This window comes from Thauera sp. AutoDN2 (assembly GCF_051280715.1).
Lineage (GTDB): Bacteria > Pseudomonadota > Gammaproteobacteria > Burkholderiales > Rhodocyclaceae > Thauera.
On record NZ_JBNCAR010000018.1, the window covers coordinates 45,236 to 68,741 of the forward strand.

General features: G+C 66.7%; 29 protein-coding genes and 1 tRNA gene. 20 read left to right on the forward strand and 10 right to left on the reverse strand.

Annotation, left to right across the window (positions count from 1 at the left end; translation table 11 throughout):
• The first annotated feature begins 318 nt into the window (after positions 1 to 318).
• From ahcY to ACPT9U_RS11135, 7 genes are all read left to right on the forward strand, one after another.
• Positions 319 to 1,734 (forward strand): adenosylhomocysteinase, encoded by a 1,416-nt coding sequence (gene ahcY / locus ACPT9U_RS11105; RefSeq protein ID WP_435750987.1) that lies wholly within the window; start codon positions 319 to 321, stop codon positions 1,732 to 1,734.
• Between the two features lie 70 nt (positions 1,735 to 1,804).
• Positions 1,805 to 2,461, forward strand: coding sequence for a GNAT family N-acetyltransferase (locus ACPT9U_RS11110; RefSeq protein WP_435750988.1), 657 nt, complete (start codon positions 1,805 to 1,807; stop codon positions 2,459 to 2,461).
• A complete protein-coding gene (locus tag ACPT9U_RS11115; protein WP_435750989.1) occupies positions 2,458 to 3,333 on the forward strand; it encodes a carbon-nitrogen hydrolase family protein in 876 nt (291 codons plus the stop codon). The genes ACPT9U_RS11110 and ACPT9U_RS11115 overlap by 4 nt, the downstream gene beginning before the upstream one ends.
• 7 nt (positions 3,334 to 3,340) lie before the next feature.
• A complete protein-coding gene (locus ACPT9U_RS11120; RefSeq protein ID WP_435750990.1) occupies positions 3,341 to 4,192 on the forward strand; it encodes a TlyA family RNA methyltransferase in 852 nt (283 codons plus the stop codon).
• 32 nt (positions 4,193 to 4,224) lie between these two features.
• Positions 4,225 to 5,064 carry a methylenetetrahydrofolate reductase [NAD(P)H] gene (gene metF / locus ACPT9U_RS11125; RefSeq protein ID WP_418364505.1) on the forward strand — a complete coding sequence of 280 codons (840 nt, stop codon included), beginning with the start codon at positions 4,225 to 4,227 and terminating at the stop codon, positions 5,062 to 5,064.
• 20 nt (positions 5,065 to 5,084) lie between these two features.
• Positions 5,085 to 7,451, forward strand: coding sequence for an ATP-binding protein (locus ACPT9U_RS11130; protein WP_435750991.1), 2,367 nt, complete (start codon positions 5,085 to 5,087; stop codon positions 7,449 to 7,451).
• A gap of 105 nt (positions 7,452 to 7,556) precedes the next feature.
• Positions 7,557 to 9,458, forward strand: a complete 1,902-nt coding sequence (locus ACPT9U_RS11135; RefSeq protein WP_435750992.1) for a diguanylate cyclase — start codon at positions 7,557 to 7,559, stop codon at positions 9,456 to 9,458.
• A 21-nt stretch (positions 9,459 to 9,479) separates the two neighbouring features.
• On the opposite strand, the gene ACPT9U_RS11140 is transcribed toward ACPT9U_RS11135, so the two are convergent.
• Together ACPT9U_RS11140 and ACPT9U_RS11145 are read right to left on the reverse strand one after the other, a co-directional pair.
• A complete protein-coding gene (locus ACPT9U_RS11140) occupies positions 9,480 to 10,991 on the reverse strand; it encodes a helicase HerA-like C-terminal domain-containing protein (RefSeq protein ID WP_418364502.1) in 1,512 nt (503 codons plus the stop codon).
• A gap of 38 nt (positions 10,992 to 11,029) precedes the next feature.
• A complete protein-coding gene (locus tag ACPT9U_RS11145) occupies positions 11,030 to 11,674 on the reverse strand; it encodes a hypothetical protein (protein WP_435750993.1) in 645 nt (214 codons plus the stop codon).
• Positions 11,675 to 11,806: 132 nt separating this feature from the next.
• Here ACPT9U_RS11145 and ACPT9U_RS11150 point away from each other — a divergent pair, with 132 nt between their 5' ends.
• From ACPT9U_RS11150 to ACPT9U_RS11170, 5 genes are all read left to right on the forward strand, one after another.
• Positions 11,807 to 12,532 (forward strand): YebC/PmpR family DNA-binding transcriptional regulator, encoded by a 726-nt coding sequence (locus ACPT9U_RS11150; RefSeq protein ID WP_418364500.1) that lies wholly within the window; start codon positions 11,807 to 11,809, stop codon positions 12,530 to 12,532.
• Between the two features lie 241 nt (positions 12,533 to 12,773).
• A complete protein-coding gene (locus tag ACPT9U_RS11155) occupies positions 12,774 to 13,646 on the forward strand; it encodes a DMT family transporter (protein WP_435750994.1) in 873 nt (290 codons plus the stop codon).
• Positions 13,647 to 13,681: 35 nt separating this feature from the next.
• Positions 13,682 to 13,999: a heavy metal-binding domain-containing protein gene (locus ACPT9U_RS11160; protein WP_418364498.1), complete on the forward strand. Its 318-nt coding sequence runs from the start codon at positions 13,682 to 13,684 to the stop codon at positions 13,997 to 13,999.
• Between the two features lies 1 nt (position 14,000).
• On the forward strand, positions 14,001 to 14,549 hold the full coding sequence (gene ruvC, locus ACPT9U_RS11165; protein ID WP_418364497.1) for a crossover junction endodeoxyribonuclease RuvC: 549 nt from the start codon (positions 14,001 to 14,003) through the stop codon (positions 14,547 to 14,549).
• Positions 14,550 to 14,691: 142 nt separating this feature from the next.
• Positions 14,692 to 14,767 (forward strand) — tRNA-Lys (locus ACPT9U_RS11170).
• A 217-nt stretch (positions 14,768 to 14,984) separates the two neighbouring features.
• Here the strand turns inward: ACPT9U_RS11170 and ACPT9U_RS11175 are convergent.
• Positions 14,985 to 15,134 carry a hypothetical protein gene (locus tag ACPT9U_RS11175; RefSeq protein WP_418364496.1) on the reverse strand — a complete coding sequence of 50 codons (150 nt, stop codon included), beginning with the start codon at positions 15,132 to 15,134 and terminating at the stop codon, positions 14,985 to 14,987.
• A gap of 172 nt (positions 15,135 to 15,306) precedes the next feature.
• Between ACPT9U_RS11175 and ACPT9U_RS11180 the strand changes: the two genes are divergently transcribed.
• From ACPT9U_RS11180 to ACPT9U_RS11210, 7 genes are all read left to right on the forward strand, one after another.
• The gene (locus tag ACPT9U_RS11180; protein WP_435750995.1) at positions 15,307 to 15,975 is read left to right on the forward strand and encodes a methyltransferase family protein; all 669 of its coding nucleotides are present in this window, start codon (positions 15,307 to 15,309) and stop codon (positions 15,973 to 15,975) included.
• 33 nt (positions 15,976 to 16,008) lie between these two features.
• Positions 16,009 to 17,109, forward strand: a complete 1,101-nt coding sequence (locus tag ACPT9U_RS11185; protein WP_435750996.1) for a VanZ family protein — start codon at positions 16,009 to 16,011, stop codon at positions 17,107 to 17,109.
• 82 nt (positions 17,110 to 17,191) lie between these two features.
• Positions 17,192 to 17,515: a (2Fe-2S) ferredoxin domain-containing protein gene (locus ACPT9U_RS11190; protein ID WP_418364493.1), complete on the forward strand. Its 324-nt coding sequence runs from the start codon at positions 17,192 to 17,194 to the stop codon at positions 17,513 to 17,515.
• A complete protein-coding gene (locus ACPT9U_RS11195; protein ID WP_435750998.1) occupies positions 17,512 to 18,168 on the forward strand; it encodes an alpha/beta hydrolase in 657 nt (218 codons plus the stop codon). Before ACPT9U_RS11190 ends, ACPT9U_RS11195 begins: the two co-directional genes overlap by 4 nt.
• Positions 18,169 to 18,366: 198 nt before the next feature.
• Positions 18,367 to 18,978, forward strand: coding sequence for a glutathione S-transferase (locus ACPT9U_RS11200; RefSeq protein ID WP_435750999.1), 612 nt, complete (start codon positions 18,367 to 18,369; stop codon positions 18,976 to 18,978).
• 184 nt (positions 18,979 to 19,162) lie between these two features.
• Complete coding sequence (locus tag ACPT9U_RS11205) at positions 19,163 to 19,414, forward strand: type II toxin-antitoxin system Phd/YefM family antitoxin (RefSeq protein ID WP_297315887.1); 252 nt, start codon at positions 19,163 to 19,165, stop codon at positions 19,412 to 19,414.
• On the forward strand, positions 19,414 to 19,842 hold the full coding sequence (locus tag ACPT9U_RS11210) for a type II toxin-antitoxin system VapC family toxin (RefSeq protein WP_435751000.1): 429 nt from the start codon (positions 19,414 to 19,416) through the stop codon (positions 19,840 to 19,842). Before ACPT9U_RS11205 ends, ACPT9U_RS11210 begins: the two co-directional genes overlap by 1 nt.
• A 46-nt stretch (positions 19,843 to 19,888) precedes the next feature.
• On the opposite strand, the gene ACPT9U_RS11215 is transcribed toward ACPT9U_RS11210, so the two are convergent.
• The 7 genes from ACPT9U_RS11215 to ACPT9U_RS11245 form a co-directional block, all read right to left on the reverse strand.
• A complete protein-coding gene (locus ACPT9U_RS11215; RefSeq protein WP_435751001.1) occupies positions 19,889 to 20,329 on the reverse strand; it encodes a hypothetical protein in 441 nt (146 codons plus the stop codon).
• Positions 20,319 to 20,909 carry a nucleotidyltransferase domain-containing protein gene (locus tag ACPT9U_RS11220; protein ID WP_435751002.1) on the reverse strand — a complete coding sequence of 197 codons (591 nt, stop codon included), beginning with the start codon at positions 20,907 to 20,909 and terminating at the stop codon, positions 20,319 to 20,321. Before ACPT9U_RS11220 ends, ACPT9U_RS11215 begins: the two co-directional genes overlap by 11 nt.
• A gap of 171 nt (positions 20,910 to 21,080) precedes the next feature.
• The gene (locus ACPT9U_RS11225) at positions 21,081 to 21,335 is read right to left on the reverse strand and encodes a Txe/YoeB family addiction module toxin (RefSeq protein ID WP_297315889.1); all 255 of its coding nucleotides are present in this window, start codon (positions 21,333 to 21,335) and stop codon (positions 21,081 to 21,083) included.
• Positions 21,325 to 21,591, reverse strand: a complete 267-nt coding sequence (locus tag ACPT9U_RS11230) for a type II toxin-antitoxin system prevent-host-death family antitoxin (RefSeq protein ID WP_004361138.1) — start codon at positions 21,589 to 21,591, stop codon at positions 21,325 to 21,327. Before ACPT9U_RS11230 ends, ACPT9U_RS11225 begins: the two co-directional genes overlap by 11 nt.
• 118 nt (positions 21,592 to 21,709) lie before the next feature.
• Entirely contained in the window at positions 21,710 to 21,988 is a 279-nt protein-coding gene (locus ACPT9U_RS11235; protein WP_004361139.1) for a Txe/YoeB family addiction module toxin, read from the reverse strand.
• Positions 21,972 to 22,253 carry a type II toxin-antitoxin system Phd/YefM family antitoxin gene (locus tag ACPT9U_RS11240; RefSeq protein ID WP_004361141.1) on the reverse strand — a complete coding sequence of 94 codons (282 nt, stop codon included), beginning with the start codon at positions 22,251 to 22,253 and terminating at the stop codon, positions 21,972 to 21,974. The genes ACPT9U_RS11235 and ACPT9U_RS11240 overlap by 17 nt, the downstream gene beginning before the upstream one ends.
• Before the next feature lie 153 nt (positions 22,254 to 22,406).
• The gene (locus tag ACPT9U_RS11245; RefSeq protein ID WP_270069065.1) at positions 22,407 to 22,631 is read right to left on the reverse strand and encodes an AbrB/MazE/SpoVT family DNA-binding domain-containing protein; all 225 of its coding nucleotides are present in this window, start codon (positions 22,629 to 22,631) and stop codon (positions 22,407 to 22,409) included.
• Positions 22,632 to 22,918: 287 nt separating this feature from the next.
• Between ACPT9U_RS11245 and ACPT9U_RS11250 the strand changes: the two genes are divergently transcribed.
• The gene (locus ACPT9U_RS11250) at positions 22,919 to 23,269 is read left to right on the forward strand and encodes a pilin (protein WP_435751003.1); all 351 of its coding nucleotides are present in this window, start codon (positions 22,919 to 22,921) and stop codon (positions 23,267 to 23,269) included.
• The last annotated feature ends 237 nt before the right edge of the window (positions 23,270 to 23,506 follow it).

Below are 23,506 nucleotides of genomic sequence, written 5' to 3' on the forward strand. Positions count from 1 at the left end.
GGGGGCCGTCCGGCACGGAGCGCCACGACCTCATCGATCACCACCTCACCGTCTCTTCCTGCACCGTCTCTTCCATCACGGTCCACGCGGACATCCATCGGATATAATGCCGCGCTACCGAGGAGCGCTGCGAGGCGCCCGCCGGCTCTGCCGGCTGCGGCCCCCAGGCTCGGACCCCGCCGCCCGGCGGGTTGCAGTACAACGGCGCTCACCTGCTAATCGTCTCAACCCCTGCCGGGTCCGGGATGTCGGGTGAGCCGCCTGCGGCGCGTTGCGCCGCCCTCCCCCGCCCCGCCCGGCCATAGCATGGAGCTTTTCATGAACGCTGTGGCTGACACCCGTTTCACCGATTTCGTCGTCGCTGACCTGTCGCTCGCCGACTGGGGCCGCAAGGAAATCCGCATTGCCGAAACCGAGATGCCCGGCCTGATGGCGATCCGCGAGGAATACGCCGCCAGCCAGCCGCTCAAGGGCGCGCGCATCACCGGTTCGCTGCACATGACCATCCAGACCGCGGTGCTGATCGAGACGCTGACCGCGCTCGGCGCCCAGGTGCGCTGGGCCTCGTGCAACATCTTCTCGACCCAGGACCACGCCGCCGCGGCCATCGCCAAGGACGGCATCCCGGTGTTCGCGGTCAAGGGCGAGTCGCTGACCGACTACTGGGACTACACCCACCGCATCTTCGAATGGAAGGACGGTGGCTACTCCAACATGATCCTCGACGACGGCGGCGACGCCACGCTGCTGCTGCACCTGGGCGCACGCGCCGAGCAGGACCTTTCCGTGCTTGCCAAGCCGGGTTCGGAAGAGGAGACCGTGCTCTTCGCCGCGATCAAGGCCAAGCTGGCGCAGGACCCGACCTGGTACTCGACCCGCCTGGCGCAGATCAAGGGCGTGACCGAGGAAACCACCACCGGCGTGCACCGCCTGTACCAGATGCACGCGCGCGGCGAACTCAAGTTCCCGGCGATCAACGTCAACGATTCGGTGACCAAGTCCAAGTTCGACAACCTGTACGGCTGCCGCGAATCCCTGGTCGACGGCATCAAGCGCGCCACCGACGTGATGGTGGCAGGCAAGATCGCCGTGGTGTGCGGCTACGGCGACGTAGGCAAGGGCTCGGCCCAGGCGTTGCGTGCGCTGTCGGCCCAGGTGTGGGTGACCGAGATCGACCCGATCTGCGCGCTACAGGCCGCGATGGAAGGCTACCGCGTGGTGACCATGGAGTACGCCGCCGACAAGGCCGACATCTTCGTCACCGCCACCGGCAACTACCATGTCATCACCCACGACCACATGGCGAAGATGCGTGACCAGGCCATCGTGTGCAACATCGGCCACTTCGACAACGAGATCGACGTCGCCAGCGTCGAGGGCTATCAGTGGGAGGAGATCAAGCCGCAGGTGGATCACATCATCTTCCCCGATGGCAAACGCATCATCCTGCTCGCCAAGGGCCGCCTGGTGAACCTGGGCTGCGCCACCGGGCACCCGAGCTACGTGATGTCGAGCTCCTTCGCCAACCAGACCATCGCGCAGATCGAACTCTTCACCCGCACGGCGGACTATCCTGTAGGCGTCTACACGCTGCCCAAGCACCTGGACGAGAAGGTCGCCCGCCTGCAGCTGAAGAAGCTCAACGTGCAGCTCACCGAGCTCACCGACGCGCAGGCGGCCTACATCGGCGTACCGAAGCAGGGCCCGTACAAGACCGACCAGTACCGCTACTGATGCCGCGCCGGCGCCGCGGGCAGACCCTCTCCGGGCCGCCCGCCCGCGGCGCGCAACGAGGAGGATCAGCATGCCGTACCCGAGGGTTCGCAACACCCGGGTGGAGGACATCCCCGCCCTGATCGCGCTGCAGGCGCGTGTCTACCCGACCATCCCGCCGTGGAGCCAGCGCAAGCTGCGCGAGCAACTCGACGTGTTTCCGCAGGGCCAGATCGTGGTCGAGACCGACGACGGCGTGGCCGGCTGCGCGAGCGCTCTGATCGTGCTGTGGGACGATTGGGCCGAGTCCCACACCTGGCGCGAGATCACCGGCGCCGGCACCTTCGACCAGCACAACCCGGACGGCCGCACGCTGTATGGCGCCGAGGTCTTCGTCGACCCCGAGGTGCGCGGCCTGGGGCTTGGTCATCTGCTCTACGAGGGCAGGCGCAACCTGTGCCGGGCCATGAACCTCAAACGCATCATCGCCTGTGGCCGGCTGCCGGGCTACGCCGCACACGCCGACGCGATGAGCCCCGAGTTCTACGCGCAGAAGGTGGTGTGGGGCGACTTCACCGACCCGGTGCTGAGCTTCCAGTTGCGCGAGGGCTTCTCGTACTGCGGCGTGATCCCCGACTACCTGCCCGAGGACGTCGAGTCGCATGGCAACGCCTCGCTGATCGTTTGGCTCAACCCCGACTACGACCCCACCCGGCCCACCGAAATCAAGGAGGATATCCACCCATGATCGTACGCATCGCCGCCGTTCAATACCTGCTGCGCTCCATCCACGACTGGGCGGGCTTCGAGAACCAGGTGCGCTTCATCATGAAGGCCGCGGGCGACTACAAGCCCCAGTTCGTGCTCCTGCCCGAGATATTGACCACCCAGCTGCTGTCCTTCATGGACACCACGGACGTCTGCGCCGCGGTGCGCAACATGAACGACTACACCCGGCGCTACAAAGAACTGATGCTCGAGCTGGCGCACGAGTGGAACGTGCACCTCATCGGCGGCAGCCACCCCACGCTGCACGAGGATGGCCGCCTGCTCAACACCGCCTACTACTTCACCCCCGGAGGCGAGGTCTTCGAGCAGGACAAGATCCACCGCACACGTTGGGAGCGCGAGAAGTGGAACACCGACGCCGGCGACCAGCTGCGCCTGTTCGACACGCCCTTCGGACGCATCGCCATCCTGATCTGCTACGACATCGAGTTCCCCGAGCTCGCACGCATGGTGTGCGAGGCGGGCGCCGACATCCTGTTCGTGCCCTCATGTACCGATGACCGCCAGGGCTTCCTGCGCGTGCGCTACTGCTGCCACGCACGCGCGATCGAGAACCAGGTCTTCGTGGCCATGACCAGCACCGTGGGCAACCTGCCGGTCGAGGGCCTCGGCCTGCACTACGGCCAGGCGAGCATCATCACGCCCTCGGACTTCCCCTTCGCGCGCGACGGCATCGCCGCCGAGGGCACGCCCAACATCGAGCAGATCGTGGTCGCCGACGTCGACCTCAAGGACCTGCAGAGCAACCGCCTGAACGGCACGACCATCCCGCTCTACGACAAGCGCAAGGACGTATACGAGCACCCCGTCGAAGTGATCAAGATCGGTTGAGGCAGCCTTGAAGTCCTTCCACCGCCGCAGCAGTCGCCCGCCGCCCACGCCGCAGCCGCACATCCCGGCCCCGGCCGGGCACGGACTGCCGCGCGCCGACCATCTGCTCGTCGCGCAGGGCCTGGCGCCCTCGCGCACCGCAGCGCGCGCCCTGATCGAGGCCGGCCGGGTGAGCTGCGAGGGCAAGCCAGTGAGCAAGCCCGCTCAGCTCCTGCCGCCGTCGGCGCGGCTGGCGGTCACGTCCGACCCCGACGACCGCTTCGTGTCGCGCGGCGGGCTCAAGCTCGCCGGCGCGCTCTCCCGTACCGGGCTGGACGTGCGCGGCTTTACTTGCCTGGACGTGGGCCAGTCCACCGGCGGCTTCACCGACTGCCTGCTGCAGGCGGGCGCGGCGAAGGTCGTCGGCGTCGAGGTCGGCCACGACCAGCTCCATTCCCGGCTGCGGCAGGATCCGCGCTGCATCACGCTCGACGGCTTGAATGCCCGCTATCTGTGCGCTGCCGACCTCGGCGAAAACATGCCGGCCCATGGCTTCGAGCTGATCGTCTGCGACGCCAGCTTCATCTCCCTCGCCCTGCTGCTGCCGCAGTGGCCGGCGCTGCTTGCGCCGGGTGGCCACGTTCTCGCGCTGGTCAAACCGCAGTTCGAAGTCGGGCCCCAGGGCCTGGCCAAGGGCGGCATCGTGCGCGACACCGCCCTGTACTCCGGGGTTGAAACCCGCATCCGCGCCGCCGCTGGGGCAGCCGGCATCGGCGTGCTCGACTGGTTCGACTCGCCGATCACCGGCGGCGACGGTAACCACGAATTCCTTTTTCATGGCAGGCTGGCGGACGCCACCCTGTCCCCACGCATTTCCTGACACCCTTCGCGCCCCCTGCGGGCAAAGCCGACATGACCCCCGAGATCTCCATCGAATTCTTCCCGCCCACCACCCCGGAAGGCGCCGACAAGCTGCGCACCACCCGCGACCGCCTGGCAGCCCTGCAGCCCGCCTTCTTCTCAGTGACCTACGGCGCCGGCGGCTCCACCCGCGAGCGTACCTTCAACACGGTCAAAGAGATCGCCGCCGCAGGCTTCGAGGCTGCACCGCATCTGTCGTGCATCGGCTCCACGCGCGAGAACATCCGCGAGATCCTGCAGGACTACACCGCCGCCGGCATCCGCCGCATCGTCGCGCTACGCGGCGACCTGCCCTCGGGCGTGCAGGATCCGGGCGAGTTCCGCTACGCGAACGAGCTGGTCGAGTTCATCCGCGCCGAAACAGGCGACCGCTTCCACATCGAGGTCGCCGCCTATCCCGAGTGGCATCCGCAGGCGAAAAGCCCCAGGGACGATCTGGCCGCCTTTCAGCGCAAGGTCGAGGCCGGCGCCACTTCGGCGATCACGCAGTACTTCTACAACGTCGACGCCTACCTGAACTTCGTCGACGCGGTGCGCAAGCTGGGCCTGAACGTCCCCATCGTGCCGGGCATCATGCCGATCGGCAGCTTCAGCAAGCTGGCACGCTTCTCCGACACCTGTGGTGCCGAGATCCCGCGCTGGATGCGCAAGACCTTCGAGAGCTATGGGGACGACACGGATGCCATCCGCGCCCTGGGCCTCGACGTGGTCACGCGCCTGTGCGAGAAACTCCTCGCCGCGGGGGCGCCGGGCCTGCACTTCTACAGCATGAACGCGGCTGGGCCGACGCTGGAGATCTGCAGGCGACTTGGCCTGACGGCCCAGGCCTGAGCGTCGCACACTCCGCACCCATGGAAGAACGCGCCCGCCACGAAGCCCCCGCACGCCGGGTTTCACTCGGTCACGCCTTGCGGCGGGCGAACCTCATCGCGCTCGGCGTTGCAGTAGGCCTGGTCGCCGCCCTGCTGATCGTCGGTAATGTGGTGATCAGCGCCATGGCCCTGAAATCGAACAGCCATGCAATGGCCCGCGTGCTGGCCGGAAACGCCGCAGCCAGCCTCGCCTTCGACGACGCCGACTCGGCGCGCCGCGTGCTGGAAACCCTGCAGCACGCGGCGAGCGTGCTGCAGGCAGAGCTTCACGACAACCGGGGCCTGCGCATCGCCCGCTATCCTCACGAAGAAGGCGATGCGCCTGCGTGGCGGGCCGGGCAGACGGCGGAGGGCTCCGACAGCCGCATCGGTGCGCGCACCCTCCAGGTTTCGGAGCCGGTGACCCTGCATGGCGAGAAACTGGGCGTACTGACGCTCGAGGTAGATCTCGGCCCCATCCACCTGCAGAGCCTCGCCTATGCCACGATCACCCTGTTCGCCGCACTGATCGCGATGGCGGTGGCCGCAGCCCTGCTGCGCAACCTCAACGGCGCGATCCTTGCGCCGCTGGCCAACCTCACCCGGCAGATGGGCCGGGTCGCCGACCACGAGTACGACCAGGGCGCGCGCGCCGACACCAGCCACATCGCAGAACTCGATGCCATGGCGCAGCGCTTCAACTTCATGCTCGAACAGCTTGCAGAGCGCGACATCCGCCTCGCCCAGCACACCGAAGCACTACGCCACGCCAAGGAGGCGGCGGAGGCGGCCAGCCTTGCCAAGAGCAGCTTCCTGGCCACGATGAGCCACGAGATCCGCACACCGATGAACGGCGTGCTCGGCATGACCGAACTGTTGCTCGACAGCAGCCTGAACCCCGAGCAGCGCAGCCATGCCGAAGCCGTCCGGCGCTCCGGCCGCCACCTCCTCAATCTGCTCAACGACATCCTCGATTTCTCCAAGATCGAGTCAGGCCGGCTTGCACTCGAACGCATCGAGTTCGAGCTCGGCCAGGTGCTCGAAGAAGCCTTGGCGCTGTTTGCCCACTCCGCGCGGGAGAAAGGACTGCAACTGTTGCTCGAGCCCGGCTCCGGCGCACCCTGCATGTTCTACGGCGACCCCTTCCGCATCCGGCAGATCGTCGCCAACCTGCTCAGCAACGCGATCAAATTCACCCCGACCGGCAAGGTCGTGCTGAGCGCTCGCTTTGCCGAAGGCGCCGGCGAGGACTGCGCGATAACGATTCGCGTCGTCGACTCCGGCATCGGCATCGCCCCGGAAGCCCACGCGCGCATCTTCGAGCACTTCGCCCAAGCCGACGGCTCCACCACCCGCAGCTACGGCGGCACCGGGCTGGGGCTGGCCATCTGCCGCCATCTGGTGGAGCTGATGCACGGCCGCATCACGGTCGACAGCACGCCCGGCCAGGGCGCGCGCTTCAGCGTGGAACTGACCCTGCCCAGGGGGCGGGCGCTGCCCCTGCCGCCAGCCCCGGTGGCCGAAGCACCAGTCCAAGGCTCCGCCCCGACCGTGCCCACAACCCTCAGCGGCCACGTGCTGCTGGCCGAGGACAACCCGGTCAATCAGTCGCTCGCGAGCGCGATGCTGAACCGGATGGGCCTGCAGTGCAGCGTGGTCGAGGACGGTCTCGCTGCGGTGCAGGCGACACAGCAGCGAGACTTCGACCTGATCCTGATGGACTGCCACATGCCGCGGATGGATGGCTACGAGGCGAGCCGCGCGATCCGCGACGCACAGCAGCCTGGCGCGCCACGTACGCCGATCATCGCGCTCACGGCCAACGTCATGGAAGGCAATCGCGACCGCTGCATCGCCGCGGGCATGGACGATTTCCTCGCCAAACCCTACACGCTCGCGCAGCTGCGCGAGACCATCGAGGCATGGCTCCCCACGCGAAGCGAAGCGGCCGGGCCGAAGCGCCCGCCCCCCACCGACCCCGGCGGGGGCGAGGACACTGGCGCCCGTTCCGCGTCGGCGATCGACCCCACCTGCATCGCACAGTATCGCGAACTCGACCCCGAGGGCGGAACACGGCTTGCCGCACGCATCCTCCGCATCTACCTCGAATCCACTCCGGCCCTGTTTGCCGAGCTCGAAGCCGCCGTCCATGCAGGCGACGCCGCGGGTGTCCAGCGCACGGCGCATAGCCTCAAGTCTGCAGCGGGCAACGTCGGCGCCCGTGCGCTGCAATCCGCGATGCAGGCGCTCGAGCAAGCCGGGCGCACAGACGATCGCGCATCCCTGCCGACCCTGTTCGCCCAAGCCTCGCACCTCAACACCGAAGCGCTCACTGCGCTGGAAGCGCTGGCGCGGACGCTTCGATGAGTCTGAGCAAGCAAACCGTGAACTACGGCGCAGGCGTCGCAGCGCAGAGCGTGGCATAGTGCCGCGGAACGCTGAAAAACACACGGCCACACAATACGGGCCAAAATGATAAAAACGCTTGAACACATTCCGCTCGAAGGCGAGTTGCCGAGCCCGAAAGGGGCTGCGCTCGCCATTCTGGAGGCCTGCCGCCGCGACGACACCACGACTGCGGAGATCGCACGCATCTCGCAGACCGACCCCGCACTGGCCGGCCGCCTCATCCGCAACGCCAACACCGCCGCCAATGGCCGGCGCCCTGTGGTGTCGGTCACCGACGCGATCATGAAGCTCGGCACGGGCACGGTGCGCAACCTCGCGCTCGGCTTCTCGCTCATTGACCAACATCATGCCGGCCCGTGCCGCGGCTTCGACTACGACGGCTTCTGGGCACAGTCTCTGCTGGGCGCGCTCGCCATGCAGCATTTCAGCGCCATGGCAGGCATCGGCGTCGCCGAAGAACTCTTCGCCTGCGGCCTGCTGTCGCAGATCGGCAGGCTGGCGCTCGCCACCGCCTACCCCGGCCCCTACGCCGAACTGATCGGCCAGGCCGACGCCCCCGGCCGCCTCGCCACCCTCGAGCGCGAACGGCTGCACACCGACCACAACGAGCTCACCGCAGCCCTGCTCACCGACTGGGGGCTCCCCGGCGCGCTGGTCGAGCCCATTCTGCATCACGAGTGCCCGGACAGCGCGCCCTTCCTTGCCGGTTCGCGGCCGTACCAGCTCACCCGTCTGTTCCACCTTGCCCAGCGCGTGGGCGGGCTCGCCACAGCGGCCGAGGCCGAGCGCAACCGGCTCGTTCCCGAACTGCTGCTGCTGGGCGGAAGAATCGGCCTTGACGCAGAACAGCTGGCCACGCAGATCGACGAGGTCGTGCGCAACTGGCAGACCTGGGGCGAGCTGCTCAACGTGCCCGCCCGCGCCCTGCCGGGATTCGCCGACATGGCGGCCGCGCCATCGCCCGGCAATTCACAAGGTCCGGAACAGTCCGGACTGCGCGTGCTGCTGGTCGATGACGACCCCACCGCCCGCGCCATGCTTGCGGCCGCGCTTGGGGAGACCCTCGGCCATCAGGTGGTCACCGCCTCGAGCGGCGAAGACGCGCTTGTGGCTGCCCTGCAGTTCTCCCCCCAGATCGTGATCACCGACTGGGTGATGCCGGGGATGAGCGGCCTCGATCTCTGCCGTGCCCTGCGTGCGGCCGAGTGGGGAAAGAAGATGTACATCCTCATGCTCACCGGCCTCGATGGGCGCGAGGACGTAGCAGAAGCCTTCGAGGCGGGGGTGGACGACTACCTCGGCAAGCCGGTCGACCTGCGCATGCTGCGCGGACGGCTACGCGCGGCAGCGCACTACGTGCAGCTGCTCGAGGCCTGGGAGCGCGACCGCGCGCAGCTGCGCGAATTCGCCGCCGAGCTCGCGATCTCCAATCGCAAGCTCATGCATGCGGCGATGACCGATCTGCTCACCGAGTTGCCCAACCGGCGCTCAGGGCTGGAGAGCCTGTCCAAGGCATGGGCCGCAGCGAGCCGCTCGGGGCAGCCGCTGTCGGCACTGCTCATCGACGTCGACCACTTCAAGCGCATCAACGACGGTTTCGGCCATGCTGCGGGCGACCTGGTACTGCGCGAGGTTGCGGCAGCCCTGCAGGCGGCCGCGCGCAAGGACGATGTGGTCTGCCGTCTGGGCGGAGAGGAGTTCCTCGTGATCTGCCACAACGCCGACCTGCGCTCGGCGGTAAGCGCTGCCGAGCGTCTGCGCAAGCTGGTGGAGGGCCTGAAGGTGCAGGTCGGCGAACGCAGGCTGGCGCTTTCGGTCAGTGTCGGCGTGGCCAGCCGTGAAGACTCGATGACCGACCCCGACGCGCTCGTCAACGCGGCCGACAAGGCACTCTATGGCGCCAAGGAATCAGGCCGCAACCGCAGCTGCATCACCATCCAGGGCCGTCTGCGCTGCTTCTCCTGAGCACGGGCTGCCCTGGACGCCTCAACGGCGGCTGCTGCCACCGAGCAAAGAGCCCAGGATACCCCGCACGATCTGCCGCCCAAGGTTGCTGCCGATGGTGCGCGTGACCGTTTTGGCGGCAATCTGTACCAGACCGTCGCGCTTGCCGCCGCGCGGGCCGGTAGAGCCGAACAGGATCTCGCTGACCATGCCGCCGGTGTCCTCGCCACCGACCTCCTTCGCCGCTTCACGACCGGCTTCGACCGCAGCCTTTGTGGCCGCGCTGGCCTTGAGCATCTCGTAGGCGGACTCGCGATCGACCGCCTTCTCGTAATGCCCGTAGAGCACTGAGCCGGCGATTGCCGTCTTGCGTTCGGCTGCGTCGATCGGGCCGAGGCGCGAATCGGGCGCGATCACGAAGCAGCGCTCGGTGACCTGCGGACGGCCCTTTTCATCGAGGAAGGAGACCAGCGCCTCGCCCACGCCCAGTTCGGTGATCGCCTCCGCCGCGTCGAAGGCGGGGTTCGGGCGCATGGTGTCGGCGGCGGTCTTCACCGCCTTCTGGTCGCGCGGGGTGAAGGCACGCAGCGCGTGCTGCACGCGGTTGCCGAGCTGGCCGAGCACCTCATCGGGCACATCCAGCGGATTCTGGGTGACGAAATACACGCCCACGCCTTTCGAGCGGATCAGGCGCACGACGTGCTCGATCTTCTCGACCAGCGCCTTGGGTGCGTCGTCGAACAACAGGTGGGCCTCGTCGAAGAAGAACACCATCTTCGGCTTGTCGGGGTCGCCCACCTCGGGCAACTGCTCGAAGAGCTCGGACAGCATCCACAGCAGGAAGGTGGAGTAGAGCTTGGGCGAGTGGTAGAGCTTGTCCGCCGCCAGCACATTGATCACACCGCGGCCGTCAGCGCCGGTCTGCATCAGGTCGGCGATGTCGAGCATCGGCTCGCCGAAGAATACATCCCCGCCCTGCTCTTCCAGTGCCAAAAGATTGCGCTGGATGGCACCGATCGAGGCGGTGGAGATGTTGCCGTACTCGGTGGTGAAGCTCTTCGCGTTCTCGCCCACGTACTGCACCATCGCGCGCAGGTCCTTGAGGTCGAGCAGCAACATGCCGTTGTCGTCGGCGACCCTGAACACCAGCGTGAGCACGCCGGTCTGTGTGTCGTTGAGATTGAGCAGACGCGCGATCAGCAGCGGCCCCATGTCCGAGATGGTGGCGCGCACCGGGTGGCCCTGCTCACCGTAGACGTCCCAGAACACGACGTTGTTGGCGCGCGGCGTGTAATCGGTGATGCCAATCGCCTCGAGCCGCTGCAGCAGCTTGGGCGAGGCGGTGCCGGCGGCACCGATACCGGAGAGATCACCCTTGATGTCGGCCACGAACACCGGCACGCCGATGCTGGCGAAGGACTCTGCCAGCTTCTGCAGCGTCACCGTCTTGCCGGTACCGGTGGCGCCGGTAATCAGGCCGTGGCGGTTGGCCAGACGCGGCAGCAAGCAGATTTCCTTGTCGGCGGTCTTGGCAATCAGCAGCGCATCGGTCATCGCATCACCTCGGAGTTGTCAGCGTGCGCCCGAGTGTATCAGGGCACCCCGCAGCCCGCGATGCAGGCGGCGTACGCCGACTCGCAGTCGGCACACTGACCAGCCGCGCAGCGCGCCTGACAGCGATAAAGCGGTGCGGCACACGCCCGGACGCAGGCATTCCAGCCGGCCTGGCCCGCCGCGGGCGTGCCATAGACCCCACGCCCCGATCCAGCAGCGCAGGCGGCGAGGGCAAAGTCACGGCGCGGCCCGGGTACCCGGGTCCACTCGTCGTCCGCAAGACGCAGGTCGGCCGCCAGCGCGCCCAGCCCTTGCGCATCGAGGAGCCCCGCGCGGCGCAGGCTATCGACCGCGGCGCAATCTGCGCGCCGCGCACGGTCGGCATCGAGATCCCCATGTGCCGGGTAGCCGAGGTGGATGCGCGCACAGGCCTGTGCGAACAGGAAGGCTCGGGTGAGCGGCAACAGGCGCGGGAGCATGGCGGGGTTGTAGCGGATCACCGCAAGCCCCCCTTCCACCCCGGTCGTCACCACGGCCGGCAACTGCTCGTCGCGCAGCGCCGGCACCGGCGCGCCACGCGCATCCACACAGCCGCCATAGACAGGCTCGACGCCATCGGCCGCACACGCGCCGCCCGTCACGAGCGCAGCCATGCACCCCAGGATCCAGATCAACTTGCGCACAGCCTCCCCTCCTCACCTCGTTCGTTGCGCGCCGCGGTCGGCCACACGCAACGCATCGCGCGGATGCAGCCGACCTTCGTCGGGTTGTATACTGCGCCACTTTCAACCGATTACGGCAGTATCGAGGGTCATATGGCGGGTCATTCCAAGTGGGCCAACATCCAGCACCGCAAGGGTCGTCAAGACGAAAAGCGCGGCGCGGCGTTTTCCAAGCTGGCGAAGGAAATCACCGTCGCCGCCAAGATGGGCGGAGGTGACCCGGGCTTCAACCCGCGCCTGCGCCTGGCGGTGGACAAGGCCAAGGGCGTGAACATGCCCAAGGACAAGATCGACAACGCGATCAAGAAGGGCACCGGCGAACTCGAGGGCGTAAGCTACGAGGAAATCCGCTACGAGGGCTACGGCATCGGCGGCTCGGCGGTGATGGTCGACTGCCTCACCGACAACCGCACCCGCACGGTCGCCGACGTGCGCCACGCTTTCTCCAAGTACGGCGGCAATATGGGCACCGACGGCTGCGTGGCCTTCCAGTTCAAGCACTGTGGTCAGCTGCTGTTCGCCCCCGGCACCAGCGAGGACGCGCTGATGGAAGCCGCGCTCGAAGCCGGCGCAGAGGATGTCGTCCCCAACGACGATGGCTCCATTGAGGTCATCACCGGGCCGTGGGAATTCACCGCGGTGAAGGAAGCGCTGGAGGGGGCCGGCTTCACCGCCGAGTTCGGCGAAGTCACGATGAAACCCGAGAACGTGATCGAACTCGCTGGCGACGAGGCCGTCCGCATGCAGAAGCTGCTTGACGCGCTCGAGAGCCTGGACGACGTGCAGGAGGTCTACACTTCGGCGGAATTCTCCGAGTAAGACGACCGGCCCCGCAAGACTCGAAGCGGCGCGCGGCGCCGCTTTTTCTTTTGTGCGGGGCACAGGGTGCATCGGGTCTCGTTCAAGCGGCCTCTCTGGCTGGGGGGTCTGCTCGCGAAGGCGGCGCCGAACCCGCGCCAACGGGCCGACCCTCGATCCGGGCCGCCCCCTCCCAGGAAAACCCTCCCAGCACAATCCTCCCAACGCAACCCGTACAAGCAGCATCCATCCGACCCGCGCCATGTCCGCCCTCTCCCGCCTACTCCCCCTGTTCTTCGTGCTGCTGTGGAGCACCGGCTTCATCGGCGCGAAATACGGCCTGCCCTACGCGGAACCGCTCACCTTCCTGGTGACGCGCTATGCGCTGGTGATCGCCTTGATGACGCTGGTCGCGCTGGCGATGCGCGCACCCTGGCCGGCCAACGCGCGCGAGGCTGCCCACATCGCCGTCACCGGGCTGCTGCTGCACGGCATCTACCTGAGCGGCGTGTTCATCTCCATCGACCGCGGCCTGCCCGCGGGCATCTCGGCGCTGGTGGTGGGGATGCAGCCGCTGCTCACCGGCGCGCTGGCCGGCTTGCTGCTCGGCGAACGCGTATCCCGGCGACAATGGATGGGCCTTGCGCTCGGCTTCGGCGGCGTCGCCCTGGTCGTGGGCAGCAAGGCAAGCGTCGACAGCCTCGCGCCCGAAACGCTCTGGCACATGGTGATGCCAGCGGTCGCGGCGCTGTTCGGCATCACCGCCGGCACGCTGTACCAGAAGCGCTTCTGCCCGCGCTTCGATCTGCGCACCGGCTCGGTCGTGCAGTTCCTGCCTACGCTTGCGGTATCCGCGATCATCGCCCTGAACACCGAGACCATGCACATCGAATGGACGGGCGACTTCATTTTCGCCCTCGGCTGGCTGGTGGTGGTGCTGTCGGTGGGCGCAGTGAGCCTTCTCGGGCTGCTGATCCGCAGCGGCAGCGCGGTGAATGTGGCCAGCCTGTTCTACCTGACCCCGCCCGCGACCGCACTGATCGCGTGGGCAATGTTCGACGAGCGCCTGTCCGCGCTGGCGATCACCGGCATGGGCATCGCGGTGGGCGGTGTGTGGCTGGCGCGCAAAGGCTAGAATCGGGCCTCCACCCCACCGCGCAGGAGCATGCCATGCTGATGACCACCACCTCGAACCTCGACGGCCGCCCGATCCGCCAGTACCTCGGTGTCGTCAATGGCGAAGCCATCATCGGCGCCAACCTGTTCAAGGACCTGTTCGCGTCGATCCGCAACGTGGTGGGCGGCCGCGCCGGCGCCTACGAGCGCACCCTGGCCGACGCGCGCAACATCGCCATGGAAGAGATGCAGGAGGCCGCTGCCAAGCTCGGCGCCAACGCAGTGATCGGCGTCGACGTGGACTACGAGGTCCTCGGCCAGGACAACGGGATGCTCATGGTGTGCGTCAGCGGCACTGCGGTGCAGATCTGACTTGAGCGCGGCCAGCCAGACCGTCGCCACCCGCATCCTCGGCCTCGATCCCGGGCTACGCATCACCGGCTTCGGACTGGTGGATCAGCTCGGCAGCCGCCTGCGCTACGTCGCCAGCGGCTGCATCAAGACGCAGGACGGCGAGCTCCCCGGGCGCCTGAAGACCCTGCTCGACGGCGTGCGCGAGGTCATCGAAACCTACCGCCCCGACGTGGTCGCGGTAGAGAAGGTCTTCGTGAACGTGAACCCGCAGTCCACCCTGTTGCTGGGCCAGGCCCGCGGCGCGGTGATCTGCGGCGCGGTATCATGCGACCTGCCGGTGGCCGAGTACACCGCGCTGCAGGTCAAGCAATCGGTGGTGGGCTACGGCAAGGCGCACAAGGAACAGGTGCAAGACATGGTGCAGCGCCTGCTGGCGCTGGACGGCAGCCCCGGCGCCGATGCCGCCGACGCGCTCGCCTGCGCCATCTGCCACGCCCACGGCAGCCAAGGACTGGGTGGGCTGGCCGGCGTCGGCAGCCGCCGCCGTGCCGGGCGCATTCTCGGCTGAAACCCGCCAGCGCCGGCTTCACCGTCCCGAGCCTGTAGAGGTCAACGAGACCGGTTTGTGCAAGACCTATTGCGCCACCGCGCCCGTCGGAGTAAGATCCGCGCTCTTCGACCGGGCACCAATCCGGTCCGCCGCAAGGCACGGGGGTATAGCTCAGTTGGTAGAGCAGTTGACTCTTAATCAATTGGTCCTAGGTTCGAGTCCTAGTGCCCCCACCAACAAATTCAAGCACTTAGGCCAGTTCTCACGAACTGGCCTTTTTGCTTTCCGGGGCCATGTAGCCACCATGTAGCCAAATCCGGGCGGTGTAGCCACGCGGCCAGCGCACGGGGCGCGCTCTAGGTCAGCGCTTTCGTTGAGAAGGTGACAGCGAAGGCGATTGCTTCCAACTCGGCAAGTTTGCGACGTACTTCAACAAGCCTGTGCAGGCGCTCATCATCTCGGGCGCATCTCGGGCGCACGCTGCACCGCGGGCATGCCGGCTGCGCGGGCCTTACACAGGTCATAGGCGGCCTGCTGCGCAATCCAGGCGTCTGCACTGCCACCGTTGGCCACACCAAGCCAGCCTTCAATGCGCAAGGCCATTTCGGGCGAGATTGCAGCGCGCTTCGGGATCCCACAGGAAGGATTGCGCGGTGCCATCGGCGCAGGTGAAGCGGCGGATTCGTTCTGGGGTCAGGCGCTCGCGTATCTATGGTCTATGTATACCTCATTGCACTGCGCGACCTTCGCCGCGATTCATGGTGTACTCCCCCCTATGCCCCTCACCCCCCTACAGATCGCCGCACTCGTCCTGGCCTGGCTCGGCTATGCCGTCCTGCATTCGCTGCTCGCGAGCCTGTGGCTCAAGCGGCGCGTGGCGGCGCGCTGGCCGCGGCTGGCAACCGCGTACCGGATGATGTTCAATGCACTCGGCGTGCTGCTGCTGGTGCCACCACTGTGGCTGACCTTCGCGTGGCACGGGCCGCTGCTGTGGGCATGGCAGGGCGGCTGGGCCTGGCTGGCGAACGGCGCGGCACTGGCTGCGATCGGGGGCTTCATCTGGTCGACACGCTACTACGACATGGCGACCTTCCTCGGCAGCACGCAATGGGCGGCGCATCACGGCGCAGCCGAGGATCCCGGCGGCTTGCGCCTGTCGCCCCTGCACCGCTACGTGCGCCATCCATGGTATGGCCTCGGACTGGTGATCCTATGGACGCGCGACATGGACGAAGCCCGCCTGGTGAGCAGCCTTTGCATCACGCTCTACCTGTGGCTGGGCTCGCTACTGGAGGAGCGCAAGCTGCTGGCGTTTCACGGCGAAGCCTATGCACGCTACCGTGCGCGGGTACCGGGACTCGTCCCACTGCCCGGGCGCGTGCTGCGCGCAGACGAGGCGCGCGCACTCGAGCAGCTTGCCCGCACGCCCATCCGCAAGGTCTAGCCCGTTACACCCCAAGACGGGCACAATGCGGCGATGTCCGACCGCGCCACCCGCTCGCTCGCGCCGCCGCTCACCCTGGCCTACGCCCTGCTCGTGGCCTATGCGTGCCTGCACCCGCTGACCGGGTGGCGAGACAGCGGGCTGCCGCCCTTCGACTGGCTGTGGGCACCGTGGCCGAAGTACTTCATCCTCGAAGACTTCGTCTTCAACATTCTCGGCTACCTTCCGCTCGGCCTGCTGCTCGCGGCCGCACTGCCCGCACACTGGGGCTTTGCGAACAAGGTGGTCATGACTGCGCTGCTCGCCGGCCTGTTCAGCCTGGGCCTGGAAACGACGCAGAACTACCTGCCGACACGCATCGCCAGCAACCTCGACCTGGGCGGCAATACTGCGGGGGCGCTGCTCGGCGCGCTCGCAGGCGCCGGCTGGGGGCCGGCCCTGTTCGGCCCCCAGGGCCGGCTGCAACGCTGGCGCGCACGTTACGTGATCGGCGGACGTAGCGGCGAGGCAGGCCTGCTGCTGCTGGCGCTGTGGCTGCTCGGACAGCTCAGCGCCACCGACCTGCTGTTCTCCAGCGGAGACCTCCGCAGTCTGCTCGGCATCGCCGCCCCCCTGCCCTTTCGTGCCGACCGCTTCATCGCCTTCGACACCGCCCTCACCGCCAGCGCCCTGCTTGCCGTGGGCTTATTCACCCGCTGCATGACACGCGGCGCCAACCCCTTTCCGGTGCTGTGGGTGCTGGGACTGGGCGTGGGCGCCAAGACGCTCGCCACCTGGTCATTCTTCGACCCCGGCACGCCGCTCGCCTGGCTCACGCCGGGGGCGGAGCGCGGCCTTGTGATCGGCGCCGTCCTGCTGCTGCCATGCCTGCTGCTGCCGCGGCTGGCGCAGCATGCCATCGCCGGCACCAGCCTGCTGCTCGCCACGGCGCTGGTGAACCTGATCCCCGAGAACCCCTATCTGCCGTACGGCCGTCAACTGGCCAGCTACAGCAACGTGCTCAACTTCCATGGCCTGACCGAGCTCGTGGACAGCCTGTGGCCGTATCTGGCGCTGGCCTACCTGTCGGCGCTCGGGCTGTGGCGGGGCGAGCACCTGGGCGGCCCGCCGCTGCGCAGCGGGCGGCGCCTATAATCGGGCCAGGCCGCACGCCTCCCCCTCACCTTCAACCCCGCGCCTCCAACCCCTCAGCCCCAGCCCGAAACCGGGAGACCCCATGAGCTACTTCACACACCACGTCTTCTTCTGCTGCAACCAGCGCCAGCCAGGCGATTCCTGCTGCAACAACCACGACGCCTCGACACTGCAGACCTACGCCAAGGACCGCAGCGCCGCGCTCGGACTCAAGGGCAAGGGCAGTGTGCGCATCAACAAGGCCGGCTGCCTCGGCCGCTGCGACGACGGCCCGGTGCTGGTCGTCTATCCCGACAACGTCTGGTACACCTATGTCGACAAGGACGACATCGACGAGATCATCGACAGCCACCTGGTGCAGGGCCGCATCGTCGAGCGCCTGCGCCTGCCGGATGACGCCGCATGAGCCGCCCGCTGCCCACCGAATCCGCCCTGCTGCGCGGTCCCGCCGGCAACATCGAGGTGCTGATCGACGCGCCCGCCACCGTCCGCGGCATCGCGCTGGTCTGCCACCCGCACCCGCTCTTCGGCGGCGCCAACACCAACAAGGTCGCGCACACGCTGGCGCGTGCCTACCGCGACCTCGGCTACGCCGTGATCCGCCCGAACTTCCGCGGCGTGGGCAGAAGTGAGGGCGAGCACGACCACGGCGAGGGCGAAACCGAGGACATGCTCTCGGTGATCAGCTGGGCCGAATCACGCTGGGGCGTGCAGCCACTGGCGCTGGGCGGCTTCTCGTTCGGCGGCTACGTGCAGGTGCGCGTCGCCACCCGCCTTGCCGACGGCATCGCACCGCCGCGCCAGCTCATCCTCGTGGGCATGGCTGCGGGCGACACCACCGGCAGCGGGCGCAACTACGATCCCCCCCCCGTGCCCGCCAACATCCCCACGCTCGTCGTCCATGGCGAACAGGACGAAACCGTCGCCCTCGCCAACGTCCTCGGCTGGGCACGCCCGCAGGAGCTGCCGGTGGTCGTGGTGCCGGGCGCAGACCATTTCTTCCATGGCAAGCTGCACGTGATCCGCACGCTGATCGCACGCAACGTCGATCCGGCCTGAAAGCCCCGGAGGTCGGTCTTCTCGCGGGCAACGCTGCCTGAGGGTGCCGGCGCGCGCGAATCGGGTACTCGGCGAGGCTGCTTTCACGACAAAGCCCACGCCCCCCATCCGCTTTCCCTGCCCCCCATCCGCTTTCCCTAATTCCCGCCCCCTAATGTGCGGCGTATCTTCACCTCACCCCACGGGAGACACCTCACCATGAAATTGCTCGCCTCGCTCACCAGCCCCTACGCCCGCAAGATCCGCATCCTCCTCGACGAAAAGGCGCTGCCCTTCGAACTCGTCGTCGACTCGCCCTGGGAAGCCAACACCCGCATCCCCGAGCTGAACCCGCTCGGCAAGGTGCCGGTGCTGATCGCCGACAACGGCGAGACCTTCTTCGACTCTCCGGTCATTGCCGGCTACCTCGAAACCCTGGGTGCACCGCCCGCGCTGCTGCCCGCCGACCCACTCGACGCCGTGCGCGTACGCCAGACCGAGGCGCTCGCCGACGGCGTCACCGATGCCGCCGTCGGCGCCCTGCTCGAATCCCGCCGCCCCGACGGCGAACGCAGCGATCGCGAAATCGCCCGCCAGAAGGACAAGATCGACCGCGGCCTGGCCGAACTCGAACGCCGCCTCGACCACCGCCACGCCTTCAACGGCGCCGACATGCAGCTCGGCGACATCGCCGCCGCAGTCGCCCTCGCCTACCTGGACCTGCGCTTCCCCGACATCGACTGGCGCGCCCGCCATCCGGGGTTGCTGCCCTTCGCCGAGCGCATGTTCGCGCGCGAGAGTTTCAAGCGCACGCAGCCGCCGGCGGGGTGAGGGCATGAGCAAATGAAAGACCTATCCCCGGCCCCCCCGCGCTGCCTGCGCGCGATCATCCACACCGTAATCAGGGAGATGGTGGTTCGACTGGCTGTGTAGCGGCCCCTGGTTTCCCCAAGGGTGACACGCTCACCCACCCCGACTACACTCCAGTTAGTCAGATAGTCACGAATACGCCATCATGCGCACCCTCACCCTCGCCGAAACCAAATCGCACCTGTCCGCAGTCGTCGATCAAGTGATCGCCGGCGAGGAGATCGTCATCACTCGCCGCGGCCGGCCGGTCGCCCGCATCATCGCCGAGCCCGTGCAACCGGCCGCCGACGCCGCAGCCATCGCCGCCGAGCTGCGCGCCTTCGTGCTCTCCCAGACTCCGCAAGCCCGCACGGCAGCGGAAGTCGTGCGTGAAGCGCGGGACGGGGCTCGCTACTGATGGCCTTGTACGCGGACACCTGCATCCTCCTGCCCCTGTTCTTTCGCGACGCCAGCACCGATGCCGCGCTCGCGTGGCTCGAAGCCAGCGCCAGCGAAACGATCCTGATCAGCCCGTGGACGCGCACCGAGTTCGCCAGCGCCGCCGGGATCATGGCGCGCAGGGGCGATGTCTCCACGGACCTCCATCGCGAGGGACTCGAGCGCTTCGACACGCTCGTCAGTGCGCGACTCGCTGTGGAAGCAGTCGATACCGCGGACTTCGACCGCGCCAGAGGCTGGATTGCCGACTACCACAGCGGACTACGTGCGGGCGATGCGCTGCATCTGGCCGTATGCATGCGCTTGAGCGCGACACTGTGCACAGCGGACGACACGCTGGCGCGGGCGGCAGACAAGGTCGGCGTGGCCGTGCAGCGGGTGGGGTAAGCATATGAAAGACCTGGAGGTTTCCACACTCGTCCCCGCCTCGAGTTCAACCCTGGCCACCAAACCTCCGCACCGCAAGTTCCTGCAGGCGAAGTGCTTGTTCGATGCACTCCACCAGGGCCTGATCGGTGATCGACTCGCCGTCGTAGTCACTGAGATTCCGCTGCTTTCGGAGTGCATCCAGAACCCGCACAACGCCAACGCTGACGCCGAGCGTGTGCGACAGGCACTGGATCGTCGTCTGATGATGCCCAGGCTTGCTGGTCGAAGTTCGGTAACCGTGCGCCAGCAATGCAGCGTCGGCGATGGCGCGGATCGCGGTGTAAGCACAGTCGAAACGGGTCTCGGCGCTGTTGTCGCTGCGTTGGGCGTCGATCAATCTGCTCCGTGCAGTCGCCAGCATCCGCGCCATCAGGTCCGATGAGAACGGCACCTTGTCCAATTGACCGATGCGGGCGAGATTCTCGAGCGCGGCGTCAGAGGGCATCGGCATCTCCGATCAGCATGATCCTGGGCTTGTTCAGCACATCCTGAAGGAAGGCATTGCGCTCCGCTTTCTTCGCCTGCCATTCGCTTGCGCTCATCACCTTGGGGTTGATCTCGCGCCCGAGCGTAGCTTGCGCCGCATAGGTCGCATCCACGATCTCGGCGAAACCGGCATCGCCAACCACCATGAGGTCGATGTCGCTACCCGCACTCTCCGTACCACTGGCCATGGAGCCGAAGACGAAGGCCGCGTCGATCCGGCCGGCGAGCGGAGCAAGACTGAGCCGCAAGGCGTCGGCAAGACCGATCGTCTTTCTGATCAAGGCCTGCAACTCCGGGAACACCGGGTGCGCGGTGTTCGCACAGAACCGCACCTGGTTGCCCACACGCTCGGCACGCAGCAGCCCGGCCTCACAAAGCGCATCCAGCTCCTTCTTGAGCGTTCCCGGTGCGGCACCAATCACGCGGGCGAGTTCACGCAAATGAATCTGCTGCTCCGGCCGCATGAGCAGCAACCCCAGCACCTTGCGCCGGTACTGGTTGGGGAAGAGAAGATCGGAAAGAGCTGCTTTCGTTTTCAAACCGAAAACCTTCGTTGCCTATTCAGAAACACCTGCATCGTACGCCAGGAGACGCAATCCCGCCAAGCGCGATATGAGAACCTGAGTTGCATCGCCCGCCTCGATCTCGGCTGACCGGCAACGAGTGGGGTTGTGAGCAAATAAAAGACCTGACGCCAGGCTTTCCGTCAGTCAGTAATGATCCCGACACTGCGCGATCAGCACGACCTCCCCCTCGACCGCATACACCAGCCGGTGCCGGTCATCGATGCGCCGCGACCAGAACCCCGCTAGCTGGTGCTTCAAGGGCTCGGGCTTGCCGATCCCCGTAAAGGGGTGCCGGCGGATGTCCTCGATCAGTGCGTTGATACGCTTGAGTTGCTTGCGGTCGGTCTCGTGCCAGTAGAGGTAGTCCTCCCAGGCGTGATCCGCGAACCTAGGCTGCATCGTCCGTCTCGATCAACGCACGCGGCTCGCCACCGCCTGCGCGCAACTGCTCCACCGACTCCATCAGGCGCTTCGCACCCTTCGGTGAGCGCAGCAGATACGCCGTCTCTTCGAGCGCGTTGTAGTCGTCCAGCGACATGATCACCACCGGCTTGCCGCGCTGCGTCGTCACCAGCACCGGCGCGCGATCCTCGTTGACGCTGCGCATCACCTGCGCAAGGTGCGTGCGGGTGTAGCTGTAGGTCAGGGCTTCCATCGTGCGCTCCAAGTCAAAACTTTGTACAAACTTTAGCACAATCCTCACACGCTCGCGCCGACGGCGTGGCACGAGCGCGTGAGCAGATGAAAGACCTGACCCCAGTGACCCCACAAAATCAATAGTGATAACGCCCTTGCAGGAACTCGATCCGATCCGCCTTCACCAGGTAAACGCAGCGGTGCTCCTGCGTGACGCGACGTGACCAGACATCCGAGCCCAAGTACTTCAATGGCTCCGGGCTGCCGATGCCCTTGAAGGGATCGCGCAGCACGGCCTTGACGAGTTCCAGCAAGCGTTTGGCCGTGCGGCGTTCCGTCTCCACCCAGTAGCTCAAATCTTCCAGGAACTCGGGCTGGAACACGGCGACGCGCTTGGAATCAGGCTTCGAGACCATGGAGCTTCTCGAGGGCATCGACTGTAGTGGGGGCCACCTCGCCGGCTCGCGCGCGCGCCAGGGCAGCCAGCAGACGCTCGGCATTCCTGGGAGAGCGCAAGAGATGGGCCGTTTCCATCAGGCTCTGCAATTCATCGGCGGCAATCATCGCGACCGCCCCCCCGGAGCGGCGGCGGACCACAACCACTTCACGGTCATCGACAGCACGGTCCATCAGCGTCTTGAACTGTTCACGGGCTTGGCTGTAGGTGGTCTCGATGGTCATGGCGACCTCCTTTACTTGTACGTGGCTATTGTACAACCCTTTATGCGCCCGACGCTCCGTCACCGGCCAACAGCGCCTGCCAGGCGAAGCGGCCGCGGGAAAAGATCAATGCCGACACCAGGCAGTTCGTGTCGAGCACGACGCGCGGCCGCGTCATGCGCGTTTTCTCGCCCAGGCAATCGCATCCTCGACGTCATCCTGCGTGATGCCGAGCGCCTCGAGCTTCGCACGCACGGCATCGGCTTGCTGCAGCCGGACCGGCGTCAGCACGATCTTTCCATCCTGGACCGTGACGTCGTAGTAGTCGGCTTCGCCCACGCGCTGGACGATGGCCTTGGGCAAGGTGACCTGGTTCTTGCTTGTCCGCTTCGCCAACATGATCGCCCTCGAAAAGTAATGAAGTAAGGGAGTTCATTCTGGCTGCGTCGCGGCGGGAAAGCACTGATGCGGTTCGAAGGCGGCGCCCATGCTACGCAAAGCGGCCGGCCGCCCCTTTTGTCACATGTTGACAACCCGTTCCGGGGGGCTTGTCACATTCCGCCCCGGAATCGTGTCAAGTCGGCGGAACTACGTCACGGAAAAGCGGGGTTTCGGGGCTGGCACGGGGATTGCTTATGGGTAGGCAAGCGGGCTTTCCCCGTGGTTTCCCATCAAGGAGAACTGAAATGAAAAAGATGCAACAAGGCTTCACGCTGATCGAACTGATGATCGTTGTGGCGATTATTGGTATTTTGGCGGCCGTGGCACTGCCGCAGTATCAGGCCTACACCGCACGCGCCGCTGACAACGCTTGCTTAGCAGAAGCGAAAGGCCTTGCAAACGGCGCTGTCGCCGCAATCGCGAACAACGACGCAACCTTGATCCCTCCCGTCCCGAACCCGGCCGCGGCATGTTCGTCCTACACCAACTATCCGGCAGCTGTTCCTCCCGCTCAAAACTCCTTTACCGCAGCTCCGCAGACCCCCGGCGCTGGCACGGTGACGTGTGATTTGCTGACGGGCAACTGCTCTCTCTAAGGAAGAAATAGGGATAGGGGTCAGGTCTTTCATTTACTCACCTAACCCCTTCTCGCCTCACCCCCAGAGAGCAGGGGTCAGGTCTTTCATTTACTCACCTAACCCCTCCTCGCCTCACCCCAAAGCCCGCCGCGCTGCCGCCCGGCGGGCTTTCTCATTCTTGACACGACCGCGGCCCCACTCGCCCCTCATATAACCGGCGAGCGCTTCTGCATCCTCTGCAACGCGGCGCGCAGT